Raw genomic sequence first — 18,498 nt, forward strand, 5'->3', positions numbered from 1 at the left:
CTCCGTACGGTCGTCGTCAGGGCTGGTGCGTCAGGCCAGGACGTAGTCCGAGTTCAGGACGTACGGCGCGGGCTGCTGGTCGTCCCGGCCGTCGTGACCCTGGGCGTCGCACTGCCGGGCCGCCACGATGCACCCGGTCACCATCGCGGCCAGGGTCCGATCGTCCCAGCCGTTGAAGAAGTCGTAGTGGAACGTGGGGCCGGCGCCGCTGGCGAAGCGCACCTTGGACATGTCACCGTTCACCGGCCAGGCCATCTTGAACTCGAGCTTCGGCACCGCGACCGGGTGGCTGTCGGGGCAGACCCAGCCGGCGGCGCCGTGGGTGTCGACCGGGTAGCTCATGTGGCGCTGGTGGTCGGGCGAGTCCAGGTGCTGGCCGTCCCAGCAGCTCGGCGCCTGGTAGCGGATGTTGAGCTTGACGCTGCGTTCAGTCGGGCAGGTCAGCGGAATGTTCTTGTTCTTGTAGCTGTCCCCGCACTCGAAGCCCTCCTCGGTGGCGGCGAGGAACTTGTCCGCGTCGGTGTTCTTGGCGTTCCCGACGACAAAACGCAGGCCCTTCGGGAACGGACGAACGCTCTGGTAGTCGGTCACGCCGGCCTTGTAGTAGATGGTCTGCAGGCCCTCCGGGTTGACCGGGGTGTTGCCGTTGAGCAGCGTCGGCATCCAGTACGCGGACAGGTCGCCCTTGGCCTTGCAGGTGGTCTGGCCCTTTTTCAGCGACTCCGCGGTCGAGGCCGCGTTCGTGGTGGTGTTACCCATGAACGTGTGCAGGTGCGAGGCCCCGGGCAGGTTCGGAAAGACGATGGGGTCGTCGCCAAGGTTGGTCCGGCTGACCGAGCAGTTTGCCTGGAACTCGTGGAAGCCGCCCTTGTTCGGCGGAACCTTGTGGGACGGCTTGACGTTTGTCACCGGGTCGGCAGCCATGATCCAACCGGCCGGACCGGCGGGAGCCGACGGCACGTCGGTCGGCTGACCCGCCGGCGAACTGGCCGGGGCGCCGGTCGGCGTGGCCGGCGGGGCAGTCCCTTGCACCGGGGTCGGGGGCTGGCCCATGCCCGGGGTGCCGGACTGCCCGGACGGGGTGGGCTGGGCGGCGGCCGGTCCCTTCGGCCCGCAGCCGGCTACCAACAATGCGACGGCTGTGACACCAACGGACACGGCAAGGCAACGCCATCGACGGGATCGTGCATGGAACACGGAGATGCCTCCTGAACAAAGGGGTCGTGGCGACGATGGTCACTCTTCCGAGCCCCAAAGGTTTGTTCAACCGGCTGCGGCCAGCCCTAAGACTGACCTAAAGATCTTCAACCCGTTGGCTGGTTCACTCGCCTCTTCGGGCGGAATCCGGAAATTTCTGTTATCCACCCGGAGGCATGCGCGGCATGCCTCCGGGTGCCGGAATCCGGCTCTGGTTCACGAGTGGGCCCACGGGCCGAATGCCCCCCGCCCGGGTCAGTCGCGGGCCTTGATCACCTCGTAGAGAGCCGTCCAGTTACTGGTGCCATGGCCGGCGGCGACGGCACGCTCGTAGTGCGACTTGACCGCCCTGGGTAATTCGAGGTCGACGCCGGCCTGCTCGCTCGTACGCAGGATGTGGTCGGCCGTCGCTCCCATCATCAGCACGGTGCTCAGATCACCGGGATGCTCGCCGGTCTCCAACTGACGGGCGGTCTGCTCGGCCGCGTCGCCGATCATCGCCGGAACGCCGGCGAGAAAGGTCAGCGCACCGGGCAGGAACTCCACCGCCGGGACACCGGCCGCCGTGACGAGTGCCGTGGCGTGGAGCAGGCTCGACAGCGTGCTGAGGAACACGTCCAGATGTGCCTGGTAGAAGAGCTGCGCCAGCCCGGGGTCGGCGCCGAGGTACTTCGGTTCACCGATCAGCCTCAACACGGGTTCGTGGGCGTCGAACACCTCCTCCGGTCCGCTGTAGAACACGTACGCGTCAGGGGTCCCGACCACGGGAGCGGGCACCATCACCCCGCCGGTCAGGAAGCGGGCCCCCTGTTTCGCCGCCCAGTCCGAGGCCGCGCGGGACAACTCGGGGGTGTCGGAGCTGAGGTTGACGATGACCCTGCCGGCAAGGACGTCCCGGTGCTCGGCGTCGGCGACGGTCGGACCGAGGATGTCGTACATCGCCTGATAGTCCGTGAGGCTGAGAATGGTCACGTCGCTCGCGGCGACGGCGGCCGTCGGGTTGGGTGCGAGCGTGGCGCCCGCGGTGACGAGGTCGGTGGCGCGGCTCGGCGTACGGTTCCACACCGTGACGGGGTGACCGGCCCTGATCAGCCTGGCAGCCATCGCGCGGCCCATCGGACCGAGGCCGATCACCGTCACCGGGCTGAGGTCGGCCGTGGCGGTCATCGGGTGCTCCTCATTTCCTCGAAGACACGGTCGGAACCTTGCGGGCCGTACCCGGCGGTGATCTGCCGGCGTACGAGGTCGTGCACGGGACGCAGCACCTCGATGCTCACCCCCTGGTCGATGCTCGCCTGCACGATCGCGTCGAGCGCGGACCGGGTGAACTCCAGACTCTGTTGGCCCTCACCGGCATAGTCCCGGGCGTCGATGATGGCGGCGGTGCTTGCGAAGGACCCGGTCATGGCGGCGAGAAACGGTGCGGCCCGGGTGGCGAAATCCGTCGCGGACACGCCTTCCGACCCGACCATCGCCGCACCCTGCCTGAAGCCGGCGAACATCGTGTACATGCCGGCGAGGAGTGCCAGGTCGTAGAGCGAAGCCATACCGGCGTCGGTTCCGAAGTAGGTGCTCTCACCCCAGAGATCGAGCAGGGCCCGGTGGTTCTCGAAGGCGATGGCCGAGCCACTGTAGAAGAGCGCGGATCCGGGTCCGCCGATCATCGCCGGGACGGCCATGATGGCTCCGTCGAGGTAGTCGATGCCGAACCCGGCCGCCCAGGTGGCAAGCTCGCGGGCCTCGCTCGGCGTCGTGGTCGTGAGGTTGACCAGGGTACGACCGGACAGGCGCGCAGCGACCGGATCGAGCACATCATGCACTGATCGGTGATCGAGCAGGCACGCCACGATCACGCCGTCACCCGCGACGGCCTCCTCGACGGTGCTCGCATCGGTGGCACCGCGCCCGGCGAGGCGCTGTGTCCGGTGGGGTGTGCGGTTCCACACGATGGTGGGTCTGTCGGCGTCCAGCGAGGCCGTCGCAAGCGCACCGCCCATCGCTCCCAGTCCCAGGAACGTGGTGTTGCAGGTCATCAAATTTCCTTCGGTTTTGTCCGATGGTCCGTATTGGCGCGCCGCTGGCAATGCTCCGCCCACACTCGCCCGCCGGACAAGTACCTACTAATTTGTTCAATACTCACTTCGGGGTAAGTATTAGCTGCGACCAGGGATATCTCGGGAGGATCCAATGACAACGGGTGCAAGGCGCGGGCCGTACATCTGCGGCATCGACGCCGCCATGGACGTGGTGTCGGGAAAGTGGAAGTCGCTCATCCTGTGGGAGCTCGCCAACTACGGCGCGCGCCGCTTCGGCGAACTGAAGCGTGGCCTGCCCGGCGTCAGCGAGAAGATGCTCATCCAGCACCTGCGCGAGATGGAAGAGGACGGGCTGGTCCATCGCGAGGTGTACCGCCAGGTCCCGCCGAGGGTGGAGTACTCCCTCACCGAACAGGGCAGGTCGCTCAACGAAGCCCTGGGGGCGCTCGGCGAGTGGGGAACCGCCCGCTCCGCGCGCCTCGCCGCCGAGGAAGCTGCCGTCTCGGCGTAACGGCTGGTCCCGACGGTTCGCGCACCGCCCCGGTCCGTTGCCCGGCGAGGGGATCCGCGGGGCAGCTCTACGGAAACTGCCCTGACCCGGGTGCCGGAGGTGGACCTGGTGTGGTGCTGTCCACCGCCGGTCCGGGAGCAGGTTCGCTCAGCGAGCGGGGGTGGAGAAGCGCTGTGGGGTCGCGGTGCCGTGGACACGCTTGGCGTGGGCGGCGTAGGCGCGGCGACCGACGATCGGCACGATCAGCCGAACCAGCAGCGGAGCCTCGGCGAGAACGCCCTTGATCACCTCGGGGTCCCCCTCGTACATCGTCATACCGGTGATCAGCGCAAGGTACTTCTTCGGGGTCACGCGCCTTCCGTGCTCGCCCATCTCCTTCCACTCCGCAGCGGTGACGTACTTCTCCGCCAGCGGCAGAAGCTGACTCTCCTCCGTCGCCAAGTGCTCCATCAGTGCCGCGCGCAGCCGTTCGAAGGCAGCGGCGAGTTCGGCACCACCCCGTGCGGTGGCCCGCCAACCTGGAAGCAGCCTGGACACCTCCGCGTTGGCCGCTTCGATGGCGTGGTGCTGCGCGTGCATGGTGGGAACGATGGCCTCGGCCTCCGCACCGCCCCGCTCGCTCAGCCGAGGCCAGAGCAGCAGGTCCTCGCCCTCGTGGTGCTGGTGCAGAATGCCGCACACCATGCTGGCGTGTTCGCCGACGACCTCGGCGCGTTTGGTGTCACCTGGAGCAACGTCCTGGATGAGCTTCGGCATCAAGCTGATCTCACGACGGAGGTTGGCGTGCGCCATGTACATGTCGCGTACGTCGGCCATTGGTTCGTTGCGGTTCGGGTTCACTTCGACCTTTCCTGATGGAATCTGCCTATGTACCTGTTCGCGCGTTTTAGGGTGATATCTGGGCCGCTGATCTCGGCCCATGCCGCCCGAGAAGCCTGCCCGACGCCACTTGCAGGCGATTTGGAGATCACCAACGCGTATCCCCCTGTACTCAGGCAGCCCCGGAAGGCAACGGAACGGCCGCCGGACGGGAAGGAGCCACTGTCAGGCGGCGAGCGCGGACTCCGCCTCCGCCAGCCAGTACGGCGCGTCCCACCGGCGGGCCACCTCCGCCGCCAGCCTGAAGTGCCGCGCCGCCTCCTCGGTACGGCCCTGCAGGCGGAACAGCTCGCCGAGCGTCAACGCCACCGGGCGCAACGTGAACGCGGTGCTGGAGAAACCGGCCAACTGTTCCCGGACCGGGAGCAGTTCGTCGATGACGGGCTGGGCCAGGTCCGTGCGGCCCAGCGCCACGACAACCATCGCCCGCGCGGTGAGAGCAAGCGACTGGAGGTAGTCGGGACGGTAGGGGTGCACCCCGAACGGCACGGTCCTGGCCTCCTCGACCCGGCCGCTCTCGATGAGCGCCAGCGCCAGCAGGTCGTCGACGATCGGACCCAGCATCTCGCGCGCGACCCGGGTCGGCTCCAAATACTCACCAAGACGCCGCTGAGTGATCAGCAGGGTCGTGGTGGCGGAGAAGCGGAGGCTGTCGGCGTGTAGTGAGCCCTGTTGTTGCATTTGTTCGGCGGCTTCGTCGTAGCGGCGCTGCGCGGTGGTGAAGTCGCCGGCGATGTGTGCGAGTGCGGCCTGGGTGGCGAGGCCGATCCCGATCGCCTCGTGGAGCCGGTAGGTGCTGACCATCGCTTCCTGCCGGGCGATGCTGGCGCGTAGTTCCTCTGGTTGGTTGAGCGCGGTGGCGCTCTGGCTCAGCGTCTGCTCGGCCAGCCAGTGGTAGGTCACCAGGCCATGCTCGGTGGCGAGATCGCGAAGTTCCCACGCCAGGTCCCGCCGCTGCGGCGCCTCCAGGTCGAACCGCATCGTACGGAGCCGGGCAGCGAGCCCGAGAGCACGCAGTTCGGGGTCGTCGAACCCGCGCGAGATGGCCAGCGCCTCCAGCCCCGCCGCCGGGCCACGGGGGTCGTCCTCGCCGTCGAGCTCGTTGGTCAACGCCTCCAGCAGCCGACAACGGTCCACCGGATCCAGGTCGTCCCTGCCCAACAACCTGGTGAGCAACTCGACGACCCGGTGGTCCACCACCCCGTACGCGCGGATCAGCCACGGTGTCGCGACCTTCCACGCGGTGAACGCCGCGACGAGCAACTCGTCCCGACCCGAAGCGGCGGCGATCTCGACCGCCCGGGCACGAGAATCCCGGGCCGCGGCCACCGCCCCGGCACGCGCCTGGGCACGCAACAGACGGCCCAGCAGATCCACCCGCAACGCGTCACGATCCCCGGGGACCGCATCGGCGCTAACGACGGCGTTGGTGAGCAACTCGATCGCCGCGTCGTACGCGTACCGCCGCTGCGCCAGCTCAGCCGCACGTACCGCGTAGTCCACCGCGAGCCCGGCGGTGTCCGACGACGCCGCCCGGGCGTAATGGTGAGCCAACACCGGAAAGTCATCAGGACGCAACCGGCGGATACAGGCCGCGACCCGGGCGTGCATCCGGGCACGACGCAGCCGGGACACGTCGGTGTAGATGGTGTCGCGGACCAGACCATGCACGAACCGCACCCGCCCCGGCGCCGGTTCGATGAGCAACCCGGCGACCAGCCCCGCCTCCAACCCGTCCAGAACAGTGCCCTCGTCCGCGTCGGCGGCCTCGACAAGCGTCTCCACATCCGCCTCCCGACCCGCGACAGCGGCGAGACGCAACACCGCCACCGCCGACTCCGGCAACCGGGAAAGACGCCGACGCAACACGTCACGCACCCCCTCCGGCACCTCCGACGTCGCCACCAACGCACCCTCGGAAGCAAGCAACTGGGCCGACTCCCGAACATAGAACGGATTCCCACCAGTGCGCTCGGCCAACGCCGCAACCGTGTCCGGGTCGAGCGTCGTCCGGATGAACGAGCCGATGAGCCGATGCACGTCGGTTGCCGCGAGTCCGCCGAGCTGTATCCGCCGGGGTGACCGGCGAGCCAGGGAGGCCAAGCTCTCGGCGAGCCGGTCACTGTTGTCCGCCGGCCGGAACGCAACGACAAACAAAATCGCCACGTCGGTCAACTCAGCGGCGCTGGTCAACAACAGCAACGTCTCCGCGTCAGCGGCGTGCAGGTCATCAAGGAGGATCGCGACCGGTCTGCGGGCCGCTGCGGCACGCAGCCACGTCACGACCGCACAATGCAACCGGAACCGACCGGCGGCAACGTCACCACCGACCTCGCGATCGGTGTCATCGAGCAGCGGCGCGAGCGCCGGCGCGAGATCCCCCGGCGGCACCTCCTCAGCCAGCCGCCGAAGCACCTCGACCCACGCCCACGCCGGCGGAGCACCCTCAACCTCCGGACACCGCCCAACCGTGACCAACCAACCCTGGCCGGCGAGCTCCCGCCGAAAACGGGAAAGCACACTCGTCTTACCAGCACCCGCCTCCCCGGTCAGCAACACGATCCGTGGCCCCCCGCTGACCGCCTCGGCCGCCGCCTCCCCGAGAACCGCCAGCTCCGCCTCCCGACCGACGAACAACTCATCCGGCGCTGCCATGGCCGATCGCTCCGCGTCCGGTCGCGCCGGAGGCGGGGGGACGGCACGGTCGTACGGCACAGCCGGCACCGTTGCCATTGTTCCTGCCACCGGCGGCAGCAGGTCGAGGCGCTGACCCAGGATCGCCTGCTCCAACTCGACCAGCGCCGGTCCCGGATCCAGGCCGAGTTCCCTCACCAGAGTCGCCCGCGCCCGACGCAGCGCCGCGAGCGCGTCCCCCTGCCGACCGGTACGCCACAACGCCAACGCCAACAGCCGCCAGCTCTCCTCCCGCAACGGCGCCTGCCGCGTCAACACCTCCGCCTCCGGCACCGCCTCCGCCGCACTCCCCGTACGCAACCTCACATCAAGAAGCAACTCCCGAGCCACCAGGCGCAACTCCCCCAGCCGCAGCACCTCCGACCGCGCCCACGGCTCCCCAACGAACTCCGCGTACGCGTCCCCACGCCACAATCCGAGCCCGGCCTCCAGCAGCCGGCGGGCCTGGACCGGGTCGGTGACACTGACCGAACGCGCCTCGGCCAGCAGCCCCTCGAACCGCCAGGCGTCAACATCCTCGGTCGGCACCCGAATCGCGTACCCAGGCGGTGCGGTCACCAGCAGCCGGGCCGGCGCCCGACGCTCACGGGACGGCTCCAACAGCCGCCGCAGATTCGAGACGTACGCCTGGAGGGAGGCGATCGCCCGGGGAGGCGCCTCGTCCCGCCACAGGTCATCGATCATCCGATCGATGGAAACAACCTCACCACGAGCAGACAGCAGCAGGGCGAGTACGGCACGCTGGCGGGGTCCCCCGAGATCGACCGCATCGCCCCCGTCGACCTCGACCTCGAACGGTCCAAGCACCCGAAGCAGCATGACCTGGACAATGTTAGCCGTACCGGGTGACTTCGGTGCCAGGCGCCGCCTGCATCAGGTGGCAGCAACCTGGGCCGATCTCCCAGCCCAGCGCTACGCCGTCTCCGACTGCTGGCCACATGCACGCAGGATTGAGCGGGTTCTTGTGGAAGGTGAACCGATCAAGTGACGACGCAGGTCATCGTGCTCAACGGCGGTTCCAGCTCGGGCAAGTCCGGGATCGTCCGGTGCCTCAAGCACCTACTGCCGAGCCCCTGGATCGACCTCGGGGTCGACGATCTGATCGACCGGCTGCCACCGTCCATGGTTACGTTCGGGCAGCAGGGCGAGGTCATCCTGAACGAGGGCTTCGGCGACATGCAGCATGCCTGGAGGGTCGGCATCGCCGCGATGGCGAGGGCCGGGGCGCCCGTCATCATCGACGACGTGTTTCTCGGCGGCGCGGCCTCCCAAGAGCGTGCTCGCGTGTACTTGGAGGGCCTCAAGGTGCTGTGGGTCGGGGTGCGCTGCGCCCCGGACATCGCCGCTGGCCGGGAGATCGCAAGAGGTGACCGGGTGATCGGGATGGCGGCGTCACAGGCTGAGATCGTGCACCAGGGTGTCGTCTATGACGTGGAGGTCGACACCAGCCACACCGAGTCCCTGGACTGCGCGCGCACCATCGCCGCCTACGTGGTCTGATGCGGGCTCCAGCAGCACGGGCACAGCCGCCCCGTCAGCGACAGACTCAATGAGACCCGGCACAGCGCGTCGCCGCCACGACGAGACAAAGCACCGAACCCCCCACGGCCCTGGGCGCGACCCTCAGCCCGACGACGTCGCCGGCCAGTGAGCTGAGCAACCTGCCGCCGGTCGAGCTCACCGTCTCCGCCGCGCTGAAGATCTCACCGGCCCGTATCGCCACCACCTATGTCTACGACGTTGACGGCAACGTCGTCTATCAGTCGTGGGGCAGCGGAGATCAGGCCGAGGACGGCACCCTCACCGACTACCTCTACCTGGGCTGGTACGGACTCGCGGTCGGCGAATACACGATCGGCTTCACCCCGACCAACGTGGCCGAGCGCACCACCAGCTACGGCGTGCCGGCGACCCCTCCAGCGAGCCCGTGCCTGGCGGACCGCTGGTCTTCGCCATCAAGGAAGGCTGTTCAGCGGTGTGCGCCCCTACCTGTCAATGAGACGGCGGGGGCGCACACGCCCACAGGCGACGATCAACACACCATCATGTACGCACGCCCGCCGAGCGCAAGACGGCCGGCTCCCGCGCGCACGTGCGGGGATCGAGACACTGACCGGATCGACCTCACAGCTCACGGCTCATCTGACCGCAGCGGTTCGGGCACCGCCAATCCGGTTGACGTTTCTCAACCGCGGTCACGCAGGTCTTGCTTGAACCTGGCGAGTGTCCCTCGATCGGACGTCGTCGGGATGTCACCCCCGACTGTCAGCCTGGCGGAGCATCGCGTCTGTTTCGGGGTCGGTCATGATCTCCCGGACCTCTTGCGCGCAGCGGCAACCGACGGCGATCTTGGCCGCCCACCCCAGCGCCTCTTCGCGTGAGGCCACGTCGACGACCACGAACCCGCCAATGACCTCCCTGGTCTCCGGGTAAGGGCCGTCAGTGACCATCCCGTCCGTGGCCACGATGCTCGCCGTCTGCCTTTGCAGTCCGCCGCCGAACACCCACACGCCGGCGTCCACGGCCTCCTGGACCACCGCGTGCGAGGCCTTGCCCACGTCGGCCCAGTCCTCGTCGGGGATGTGGTCCATCGCGCCGTCATTGAACGAGATCAAGTACCGGGTCATCCCATGACTCCCTTGTCCCGGGCGGCCTCCTCCGGCCGCCTTCCACCTGATCTACGAACGACTCGCCCCGGATCCGACGCCACGCCAGAAGAAATTCTCACGGAATCTCCGCCGCTCGGCGCTCGCGAGCGTCATGTCGGCCCTGTTGAAAAACACATCTCGCGTGACGAGGACGGCAGGTCCCTGGTTGGCAGGTCTGGTTGCCACGGCCTCGGACTGCTTGGCCGCCACCGTGTGACCACGTCGTAGACCTCGGCGTGTGTATTCGCCAAGTTCACGCGGCACTTATCCAAACGGTTCGGCCACCGCTACGTCCGGTCTCACGTTTGCCCAGCTCAGCGCTATTGATGGGAAGGGCGGGACTCGAACCCGCGACCGAGGGATTATGAGATCAAGTTGAGGGTCTAGCAGCAAGAACGGCTCTCGACATCTCGCACCGCTCCCCGCCGCCCGTCGACCTTTTGCGGACCAGATGCGGACCGCTCCCCTGTCGACGCCGCGAAGCTCACTGCAGCTTCGGCAGCACATCCTCATGCGGCCAGACCTCGGCGAGCACCTTGGCCAGACCGGGGTACTTGGTGGGGCGGGCGGGACTCGAACCCGCGACCGAGGGATTATGAGTCCCCTGCTCTAACCTGCTGAGCTACCACCCCTTGTGGTGCGGGAATGGTAACCCGCGCGCCCGGTCGCCCACTGACCGCGCACGGGCGGCGGTAAGCACCCCGCCACGGCCACGCGGACGGACCGGCATCGCGAGAATAACAGCGGGGGCGCACCGCTTGCCCACGGCTCAGCTCCCTGGCACCAGGTGGCGCACGATGGCGGCGCCGGCCCGCCAGCCGCTGGCCAGGGCACCCTGGATCGACGGACTGTCCCGGTGGTCGCCGGCCACGAACACCCCGTCGCCGAGATCGACCGCCTGGCGCAGCCGCCCCTGCCTCGGCGCAGCGGCCGGCAGGGCGGCCGGCAGACGCACCGTCTCCAGATGCTCCCAGTGATCCGTACGGCAGCCGTAGAGCCGGGCCAGTTCGGCGCGGACGATCGGCTCCGGTGGCGGCGTCGGGCCGACCACCGAGGTTGCCACCAGGTGCCGACCGGGTGGGGCGTACGTGGGTGCGGCGCGGCTGATCACGACGGTGTTCGCCACGATCTCCCGCCGGTCGCCGTCGAGCAGCAGGACCGGTTCGTCCAGCGGTGCGGCACCGACCGAGTGGTAGAAGGTGCTGAGGGCCCGGGTGCGTACCGGGCCGAGAGTGGGAATCAGTTCGGTTGCCGTACCCGGATCGGTGGCGACCAGGACGGCCCGGCAGCGGATCTCGCCGTCCGGGGTGCGGACCCGGCCGGGGTTGATCGAGGTGACCGGTGTGCCGAGTCGCAGCAGGGTACGGGGCAACGGTGCGGCGACCGCCGCCGGCAGGGCTCCCATCCCGTCCGCGGGTACCCCGATCCTGCCCCTCACGAAGGAGCGGGCGATCAGTGCGGTGACGTGGCTGGAGGTGTCCAGGGCCCGGTCAGCGAGTACGCCGGAGAGGAACGGTCGGAGCAGTTCCTCGATGATCCGGTCGGAGAGACCGGCCCGGCGCAGGGCCCGCTCGGTGCTCTGCTCGGGTGTGTCGAGCAGGCGGTGTACCGGGGTGGCGGCGCAGCTCGCGGCGAGCGCGGCGAGTCGGAGCCGGTCGCGGAAGGTGCCGATGTCGGCCGACGCCGACAGGGGTGCCGCGATCGGGTCGCGTAGCGGGTTGCTGAGCCGGTGCAGTCGGCCGTTGCGGCGGACCAGGACCCCGGAGGTGAAGAAGCCGAGCCGCAGGGTGTGGAGGTCGAGCAGGGTGCCGAGCCGGGGGTAGGCGGTGTTCAGCACCTGGAAGCCCCGGTCGAGCAGGTAGCCGTCGATCCGGTCGGTGGCGACCCGGCCACCGAGCCGTTCGGTCGCCTCGACCAGGAGCCACGGTACGCCGGCCCGGTGCAGCCGGCGGGCGGCGGCCAGGCCGGCGAGGCCGCCTCCGACGATCACCACATCGGTGTCAGCGGGCATGGCGGGCACGGTAGTCGGGTTGTTCCGGCTGGTCGACCCGGCGCAGCCGGCTCGGCCACCAGATCGCCGGTCCGATGTGGTGGGCGAGTGCCGGGACCAGCAGGGAGCGGACCACGATGGTGTCGATGAGGACGCCGAGGGCGACCGCCAGGCCGAGTTCCACCAGGACCACCAACGGGAGTACGGCCAGCGCCGAGAAGGTCGCGGCGAGTACCACCCCGGCGGAGGTGATCACTCCACCGGTGACGCAGAGCCCGCGCAGGACGCCGGGCCGGGTGCCGTGTTTCAGGGACTCCTCGCGTACCCGGCTCATCAGGAAGATGTTGTAGTCGACTCCGAGGGCGACCAGGAAGACAAACGCGAAGAGCGGGAACGAGGAGTCCACCCCGGGGTAGTCGAACCCGTGGCTGAAGAGCACCGCGCAGAGTCCCAGGGTGGCGGCGAAGGAGAGCACCACGGTGACGATGAGCAGCAGCGGTGCGAGCAGTGACCGCAGCAGCAGGGCGAGGATCACCGCGATCACGCCGAGCACGGTCGGGATGATCACGTTCTGGTCCCGGTCGGCCGCGTCGTTGGTGTCGATGGTGATCGCGGTGAAGCCGCCGACGACCGCCCCGGCGCCGGGCACCGCGTGTACGGCTTCGCGTAGCTGCCGTACGGTCTGCCGGGCCGCACCGCTGTCCGCTTCCTCGGTGAGGGTCGCCTCCAGTTGGACCCGCCCGTTGACGACCTTGGGTGGGGCGGCTGTGCCGGCAGACGGGTCGGCCTGACCACCGGCACCGGGTGCGGCGGTGAGCGGCTGTACCCGCGCCACTCCGGGTACCGCGCGCGCGGCGGCGGCCACCTCGTCGGCGCGGTCGGCGCTGACGAAGATGGTGGTGGGGCTGCCGAGCCCGCCCGGGAAGTGCCGGTCGATGATCTCCTGCCCGTTGACGGAGTCGGTCCGGTCGGTGAACTGGTCGGCCTGGCCGAGGTTGGTGGCACCGAGCTGGGTCAGGCCGGTGGCGAGCGCGATCAGCACGGCGGCAGTGATCGGCCAGATCAGCCGGGCGCGGCGGCCGACGAAGGCGCCGATGGCCCGCCAGAGTCCGCCGGCCCGGTCGGTGGTGCCGGCGTACGGGACCCGTGGCCAGAACGCCCACCTGCCGCCGAGCAGCAGCAGCGCGGGCAGGAAGGTGAGCATGACCACGAGGGTCACGCCGACGCCGACGGCGGTGACCGGGCCGAGCGCCCGGTTGGAGTTGAGGTCGGACAGGAGCAGGCAGAGCAACCCGGCGATGACGGTGCTGCCGGAGGCGAAGATGGCCGGGCCGGCGCCGCGCCAGGCGGCGATCATCGCGTTGAGCGTACGGGGATGGTGGTGCAGTTCCTCCCGGTAGCGGGCGATGAGCAGGAGCGCGTAGTCGGTGCCGGCACCGAAGACGAGCACGGTGAGGATGCCCTGGGCCTGCCCGTTGAGTTTGATGACGTCGTTCGAGGCGAGGACGTAGACGGCGAGCGAGGCGACCACGTACGAGACGCCGGCGGCGAGCAGCGGGATGATCCAGAGCACCGGGCTGCGGTAGACGATGAGCAGGATCACCAGCACCACGACGAGGGTGACCAGCAGCAGCGGCCCGTCGATCGAGGAGAAGACGGCGACCAGGTCGGCGAGGAGCCCGGCCGGTCCGGCGACCTCGACGACGAGGCCGTCGGCGCCCGGCCCGGTGACGTCACGCAGTTCGTCGACCGCCCGGTGGATCCGGTCGCCGCCGTTGCCGCTGGCGTCGATCGGCACGATCAGTTGCACCGCCTGGCCGTCCTCGCTCGGCACCGGCGGTGGCAGCGGGGTGACCACGCCCGGGACCTGGGCGAACCGGGTCGCGTCGGCCGTCACCTTCTGCCGATCGACGTCGGTGATGCCACTGGCCCGTTCGTAGACCACCAGCGCGGGGGTGGTCTGCCGGTCGGTGAAGTCGTTGGCGAGCCGGTCGGCCCGGGTGGCTTCGGCGTCGGCGGGCAGGAAGGCCGCGTTGTCGTTGGTGGCCACATCGCTGAGGCGCCCGCTGTACGGGCCGGCGAACGCGGCCAGCGCGAGCCAGCCGAGCACCACCGCGACCGCGACCAGCGTGCCGATGGCGCGGTGCCGGATCGCCCACATCTTCCACCCCCGCCGCATCTCTTCAGATACGACGATGCCCGTCGGCGTGGCCGACGGGCGGGATTGTGGAGAAAGCTCCCCCGTTTGGACTCGAACCAAAAACCTGCCGGTTAACAGCCGGCTGCTCTGCCAATTGAGCTACAGGGGATCGTGAGGTTGCCGGATCTGGATCTCTCCGACGCCCTTGCGACGGCATAAGAGTACAGGACTTCCCGGGGGTCTGCGCTACGGGGTTATCGGCGGCACGACCCTACCCCGATATCCGGACAAAATGTCGCGCCTGCCACGAACAGGCATGAGCTTCCAGGAGTATGGGTAGGTACTTGAGCACAGACGACGCAGGCGCGACGCAGTTGCCCATCCGGACCTCGGAGGGCGCAACGGCGCGTCAGGCACGAAAGGAGCCGCCATGCGCGGAAAGCTGTGGTTCATCGGCGGGCTGGCAGCGGGTTTCGTCCTCGGCGCCCGCGCCGGCCGGGAGAAGTATGAGGAACTGGTCGTCCGGGGCCGCAAGGTGCTCGACCACCCGACGGTGCAGGAGGCGGCCGGGGTGGCCCAGGCCCAGGCCAACCGGCTCTACGCCGAGGGCAAGGACCGACTCAGCCACACCCGGCTGGGCGAGAAGCTGGGCCAGGTCACGACGGCCAACGGCAACACCACCGAACTGACCTCCACCGGCGCCGGGTCGACGACGACCCCGGCCAATCGGGGCACCAACCCGTCCGGCAGCGGAACGGGCAGCGCCTCGTTCTGACCCGGGGTAAGGAAAGGCCCCTTGTTATCGCTTTCCGTATAGGAAGGGCCCCTTCCTAACGCGCCATCGGGCGCGACGGGTACGGCAAGGGCCGGCCGCCATCGGCGACCGGCCCACCGCCGTGCCTGTGCGCGGGTCGGCCCGTACGTCAGTCCTTGCTGGCGAAGGCGGCGTCGAACGCGGCGGCCGGGGCGTCGAAGGCGAGCCGGCGGACGAACTGGAGCGCCTCCGGGGCGCCGACGAGCCGGTCCATGCCGGCGTCCTCCCACTCGATCGAAATCGGGCCGTCGTAGCCGATCGCGTTCAGTGCCCGGAAGCAGTCCTCCCAGGGGACGTCGCCGTGGCCGGTGGAGACGAAGTCCCAGCCCCGGCGCATGTCGGCCCAGGGCAGGTGGGAGGCGAGCCGGCCACGCCGGCCGTCGCCGGTGCGTACCTTCGCGTCCTTGCAGTCGACGTGGTAGATCCGGTCGGCGAAGTCGAAGATGAAGTTCACCGGGTCGAGTTCCTGCCAGACGAAGTGCGACGGGTCCCAGTTGAGCCCGAACGCCGGGCGGTTCCCGATCGCCTCGAGGGTCTTCTTCGTGGTCCAGTAGTCGTACGCGATCTCGCTGGGGTGGACCTCGTGCGCGAAGCGGACGCCGACCTCGTCGAAGACGTCGAGGATCGGGTTGAACCGGTTGGCGAAGTCCTCGTACCCCTTCTCGATCATCGACGGCGGGACCGGCGGGAACATGGCCAGGGTGTGCCAGATCGACGAACCGGTGAAGCCGACGACGGTCTTCACCCCGAGCTTCGCGGCTGCGCGGGCGGTGTCCTTGAGCTCCTCGGCGGCCCGCTGGCGGACCCCCTCGGGTTCCCCGTCGCCCCAGATCCGGCCGGGCAGGATGCCCTGGTGCCGCTCGTCGATCGGGTGGTCGCAGACCGCCTGGCTGAGCAGGTGGTTGGAGATGGTGAAGACCTGGAGGTTGTACTTGGCCAGGGTCTCCTTCTTACGCTCGACGTACGACTCGTCGGCGATGGCCTTGTCGACCTCGAAGTGATCGCCCCAGCAGGCGATCTCCAGGCCGTCGTAGCCCCATTCGGAGGCGAGCCGGCAGACCTCCTCGAACGGGAGGTCGGCCCACTGGCCGGTGAAGAGCGTGATGGGTCGCGCCATTGTCCTTCTCCCCTGTTGGATACCTGGGATTCCCGACGGGCACCGCAAAGGCGGTGTCCGTGGACGGGCGCGAGGGAGGCCGGTCCGGCCGTACGGCATACCGGAGGAGGCGGAGCCGGCGTGTGCGTACGCACCTGGGCGAGCGGGTTGCGCCTCCCGCTGCTCACCGGCGGTCTCCTGGGTTGCCAAGACCCACTCTATTCCCCGCTCCTGGATGTAAGGAAGGGCCCCTTGTTAACGCTATGCGTTAACAAGGGGCCCTTCCTTACATCGCGGGCGTTACGCGGGGAGGGTCCAGCGCTGGTTGGCCGCGCCGAGGCAGTCCCAGAGGTGTACGTCCTGGCCGTCGGCGGAGCTGTTGTTCGACACGTCCAGGCACTTGCCCGAAGTCGGGTTGCGCAGCGAACTGTCGGCCGCGTTCGGGACCCAGTTCTGGGCACCGCTCGCGTTGCAGGTCCAGAGCTGGATCTTGGTGCCGTTCGCGGTGCCGCTACCGTTGATGTCCAGGCACTTGCCCAGCGCCCGCAGGGTCTGACCCTGCACGGTCCAGGTCTGGCGCGGCGTACCGGCGCAGGTGTTGATCTGGACCTGGGTGCCGTCGGCGGTGGCGCCGCCGTCGACCTCCAGGCACTTGCCGGCCAGGCCGACGACCGGGCCGGTGCCCGGGGTCGGGCCGGGGCCACCGCCGCCACGGACCAGGGTGAGGTCGTCCACGTCGAACAGGCCGGTGCCGTTGCCGGTGAAGGTCAGGTACAGGTTCTGGGTGCTGGCGGGCACGTTCGACAGGTTGGTGGTGACGTCGGCGAAGGTGTTCCAGCCGCCGGTGTTCGGCACCGCCACCGAGCCGAGGATCGGACCGGTGGTCGAACCGGTACGGACCTGGATGGCGCCACCGGCGCCACCGGACACGACCCGGGACCGGAACGAGGTGACCCCGGTCAGGTTCAGCCCGTTGTACGCCGCCCAGTCGCCGTTGTCGATGTAGCCGATGGTCGAACCACCGTTCGCGCCGGTCTTGCCGACCACCTGCACGCCACCGGTCGAGTTGAACGCCTCGGCCTGCACGGTGGTGTTACCGGTCGGCGGGTTCGGCGGCTGGGTGCCGAGTTCCTTGATCCGGACGTTGCGGAACGACACGTCGTCGCCCGTACCGTGGTTCTGCAGGCCGATGTAGCCGGCCAGCGACCGGACCGGGTTGGTGTTGGTGAAGTCGTTGATCTGCACACCGTTGAGGTAGATCCGCAGTCGCTCGCCCTCGACCAGCAGCTCGTAGTTGTTCCACTCCCCCGGCGGGTTGAGCGCCGCGTCCCGGGCGGCGATGTCGGCCGACTTGAAGGTGTAGACCGCGCCGGTGGTGCGATCGGCCGCGTCGGTCGCGTCGATCTGGATCTCGTAGCCGTTGTCCACCGCCGACCAGGGGTCGGTCGAGGACGGGAAGCCGATGAAGATGCCCGAGTTGTCGTCGCCGTCCATCTTCCAGTCGAGCTTCAACGAGTACGACGAGAACTGCTTCGCGTTGTACCAGTAGAGGCCCATTCCACCGACCGAGGTGAGGGTGGCGTCGGTGTTGGTGAAGTTGCCCGGACCCGCCTGCGACCAGCCGGTGGTGGAGCCGTTGTAGAGGGTGGTGTAACCGGTCTCCGGCCGGCAGTCGGCCTTGGTCCGGCCGGCCGCGTACCGGATGCCGCCGAGCAGGTGGGCCCGGAACGCCGGCTCGGCGTACGTCGACTGGGTGTGCCCGGCGCCGGTGTAGAACGACCGGCCGCCCTCGTACGTCTTGCACCACGAGTGCGGGTGGTCGGCGCCCATCCCGCCCCCGGAGTACGACGACTCGTCGAGCGTGGCGAGCACGCGGGCGGTGGACCGGACGTTGGTCCGGTAGTTGTACCACTCGTCGGTGCGGGTCCAGGTCTGCGGCAGGGTGGCGGTGGCCGCCGTCGCCCGGTTCTCCACCTTGACGTTCGCCTGCTGGATCGCCGGGTGCGAGGCGAACCAGGCGCCGACGAGGTTGCCGTAGAACGGCCAGTCGTACTCGGTGTCGGCGGCGGCGTGCACGCCGACGTACCCCTTGCCGCTGCGGATGTAGGACTCGAAGGCGGTCTGCTGGGTGGCGTTGAGCGCGTCACCGGTGGTGTTGAGGAAGACGACCACCTCGTACTGGGCGAGGTTGGCGGTGGTGAAGGCTCCCGCGTCCTCGGTGGCGGTGACGGTGAAGCTGTTCGCCGCGCCAAGCTCGCGGATGGCCTGGGTGCCGACCGCGATCGAGTCGTGCCGGAAGCCGGCGGTCTTGGAGAAGACCAGGACGTCGTATGGAGCGTCCGCGGCACTGGCCGGGGTGGCGGGTGTGGTGCAGGCGATGACGGCGAGTGCCGCCAACGCCGTACCGAGGACGGGTCGGAGGAGTCTGCGCATGGGTGCTCTCTCCCTAGGGCGAGTTAGGAAGGGCCCCTTCCTATACGGAAAGCGATAAGA

General features: G+C 69.1%; 13 protein-coding genes and 2 tRNA genes. 3 read left to right on the forward strand and 12 right to left on the reverse strand.

Annotated features, from left to right (window positions below):
• Positions 1-30: 30 nt before the first annotated feature.
• The 3 genes from BDK92_RS09280 to BDK92_RS09290 form a co-directional block, all read right to left on the reverse strand.
• Positions 31-924 carry a DUF1996 domain-containing protein gene (locus BDK92_RS09280; protein ID WP_246016925.1) on the reverse strand — a complete coding sequence of 298 codons (894 nt, stop codon included), beginning with the start codon at positions 922-924 and terminating at the stop codon, positions 31-33.
• Positions 925-1,452: 528 nt separating this feature from the next.
• A complete protein-coding gene (locus BDK92_RS09285) occupies positions 1,453-2,364 on the reverse strand; it encodes an NAD(P)-dependent oxidoreductase (protein ID WP_121156346.1) in 912 nt (303 codons plus the stop codon).
• The gene (locus tag BDK92_RS09290) at positions 2,361-3,230 is read right to left on the reverse strand and encodes an NAD(P)-dependent oxidoreductase (protein WP_121156347.1); all 870 of its coding nucleotides are present in this window, start codon (positions 3,228-3,230) and stop codon (positions 2,361-2,363) included. The genes BDK92_RS09285 and BDK92_RS09290 overlap by 4 nt, the downstream gene beginning before the upstream one ends.
• 154 nt (positions 3,231-3,384) lie before the next feature.
• On the opposite strand from BDK92_RS09290, the gene BDK92_RS09295 reads away from it, so the two are divergent.
• Positions 3,385-3,744, forward strand: coding sequence for a winged helix-turn-helix transcriptional regulator (locus tag BDK92_RS09295; protein ID WP_121156348.1), 360 nt, complete (start codon positions 3,385-3,387; stop codon positions 3,742-3,744).
• Positions 3,745-3,891: 147 nt separating this feature from the next.
• Here BDK92_RS09295 and BDK92_RS09300 read toward each other — a convergent pair whose 3' ends face one another.
• Together BDK92_RS09300 and BDK92_RS09305 are read right to left on the reverse strand one after the other, a co-directional pair.
• Entirely contained in the window at positions 3,892-4,584 is a 693-nt protein-coding gene (locus BDK92_RS09300) for a hemerythrin domain-containing protein (RefSeq protein WP_121156349.1), read from the reverse strand.
• 204 nt (positions 4,585-4,788) lie between these two features.
• Positions 4,789-8,124, reverse strand: a complete 3,336-nt coding sequence (locus BDK92_RS09305; RefSeq protein WP_121161864.1) for an ATP-binding protein — start codon at positions 8,122-8,124, stop codon at positions 4,789-4,791.
• A gap of 177 nt (positions 8,125-8,301) precedes the next feature.
• Here BDK92_RS09305 and cpt point away from each other — a divergent pair, with 177 nt between their 5' ends.
• The gene (cpt, locus tag BDK92_RS09310; protein ID WP_121156350.1) at positions 8,302-8,817 is read left to right on the forward strand and encodes a chloramphenicol phosphotransferase CPT; all 516 of its coding nucleotides are present in this window, start codon (positions 8,302-8,304) and stop codon (positions 8,815-8,817) included.
• A gap of 752 nt (positions 8,818-9,569) precedes the next feature.
• On the opposite strand, the gene BDK92_RS09320 is transcribed toward cpt, so the two are convergent.
• The 5 genes from BDK92_RS09320 to BDK92_RS09340 form a co-directional block, all read right to left on the reverse strand.
• The gene (locus tag BDK92_RS09320) at positions 9,570-9,944 is read right to left on the reverse strand and encodes a YciI family protein (RefSeq protein ID WP_121156352.1); all 375 of its coding nucleotides are present in this window, start codon (positions 9,942-9,944) and stop codon (positions 9,570-9,572) included.
• A 576-nt stretch (positions 9,945-10,520) separates the two neighbouring features.
• Positions 10,521-10,597, reverse strand: a tRNA-Ile gene (locus BDK92_RS09325).
• 137 nt (positions 10,598-10,734) lie between these two features.
• Complete coding sequence (locus tag BDK92_RS09330) at positions 10,735-11,976, reverse strand: NAD(P)/FAD-dependent oxidoreductase (RefSeq protein ID WP_121161866.1); 1,242 nt, start codon at positions 11,974-11,976, stop codon at positions 10,735-10,737.
• Positions 11,966-14,116: an MMPL family transporter gene (locus BDK92_RS09335; protein WP_121156353.1), complete on the reverse strand. Its 2,151-nt coding sequence runs from the start codon at positions 14,114-14,116 to the stop codon at positions 11,966-11,968. The genes BDK92_RS09330 and BDK92_RS09335 overlap by 11 nt, the downstream gene beginning before the upstream one ends.
• 75 nt (positions 14,117-14,191) lie before the next feature.
• Positions 14,192-14,264 (reverse strand) — tRNA-Asn (locus BDK92_RS09340).
• A 261-nt stretch (positions 14,265-14,525) separates the two neighbouring features.
• On the opposite strand from BDK92_RS09340, the gene BDK92_RS09345 reads away from it, so the two are divergent.
• Positions 14,526-14,870, forward strand: a complete 345-nt coding sequence (locus tag BDK92_RS09345; protein WP_121156354.1) for a hypothetical protein — start codon at positions 14,526-14,528, stop codon at positions 14,868-14,870.
• 148 nt (positions 14,871-15,018) lie between these two features.
• On the opposite strand, the gene BDK92_RS09350 is transcribed toward BDK92_RS09345, so the two are convergent.
• The gene (locus BDK92_RS09350) at positions 15,019-16,026 is read right to left on the reverse strand and encodes a sugar phosphate isomerase/epimerase family protein (protein WP_121156355.1); all 1,008 of its coding nucleotides are present in this window, start codon (positions 16,024-16,026) and stop codon (positions 15,019-15,021) included.
• A gap of 279 nt (positions 16,027-16,305) precedes the next feature.
• Positions 16,306-18,438, reverse strand: coding sequence for a ThuA domain-containing protein (locus BDK92_RS09355; protein WP_121156356.1), 2,133 nt, complete (start codon positions 18,436-18,438; stop codon positions 16,306-16,308).
• Between the last annotated feature and the right edge of the window lie 60 nt (positions 18,439-18,498).

This window comes from Micromonospora pisi (assembly GCF_003633685.1).
Classification (GTDB): Bacteria; Actinomycetota; Actinomycetes; order Mycobacteriales; family Micromonosporaceae; genus Micromonospora_G; species Micromonospora_G pisi.

What these genes read in the sequence shown, in the direction of transcription:
- BDK92_RS09280 (WP_246016925.1), bottom strand. Translation starts at nt 924, where the DNA reads ATGGCTGCCGACCCGGTGACAAACGTCAAGCCGTCCCACAAGGTTCCG.
- BDK92_RS09285 (WP_121156346.1), bottom strand. Translation starts at nt 2,364, where the DNA reads ATGACCGCCACGGCCGACCTCAGCCCGGTGACGGTGATCGGCCTCGGT.
- BDK92_RS09290 (WP_121156347.1), bottom strand. Translation starts at nt 3,230, where the DNA reads ATGACCTGCAACACCACGTTCCTGGGACTGGGAGCGATGGGCGGTGCG.
- BDK92_RS09295 (WP_121156348.1), top strand. Translation starts at nt 3,385, where the DNA reads ATGACAACGGGTGCAAGGCGCGGGCCGTACATCTGCGGCATCGACGCC.
- BDK92_RS09320 (WP_121156352.1), bottom strand. Translation starts at nt 9,944, where the DNA reads ATGACCCGGTACTTGATCTCGTTCAATGACGGCGCGATGGACCACATC.
- BDK92_RS09330 (WP_121161866.1), bottom strand. Translation starts at nt 11,976, where the DNA reads ATGCCCGCTGACACCGATGTGGTGATCGTCGGAGGCGGCCTCGCCGGC.
- BDK92_RS09335 (WP_121156353.1), bottom strand. Translation starts at nt 14,116, where the DNA reads ATGTGGGCGATCCGGCACCGCGCCATCGGCACGCTGGTCGCGGTCGCG.
- BDK92_RS09345 (WP_121156354.1), top strand. Translation starts at nt 14,526, where the DNA reads ATGCGCGGAAAGCTGTGGTTCATCGGCGGGCTGGCAGCGGGTTTCGTC.
- BDK92_RS09350 (WP_121156355.1), bottom strand. Translation starts at nt 16,026, where the DNA reads ATGGCGCGACCCATCACGCTCTTCACCGGCCAGTGGGCCGACCTCCCG.
- BDK92_RS09355 (WP_121156356.1), bottom strand. Translation starts at nt 18,438, where the DNA reads ATGCGCAGACTCCTCCGACCCGTCCTCGGTACGGCGTTGGCGGCACTC.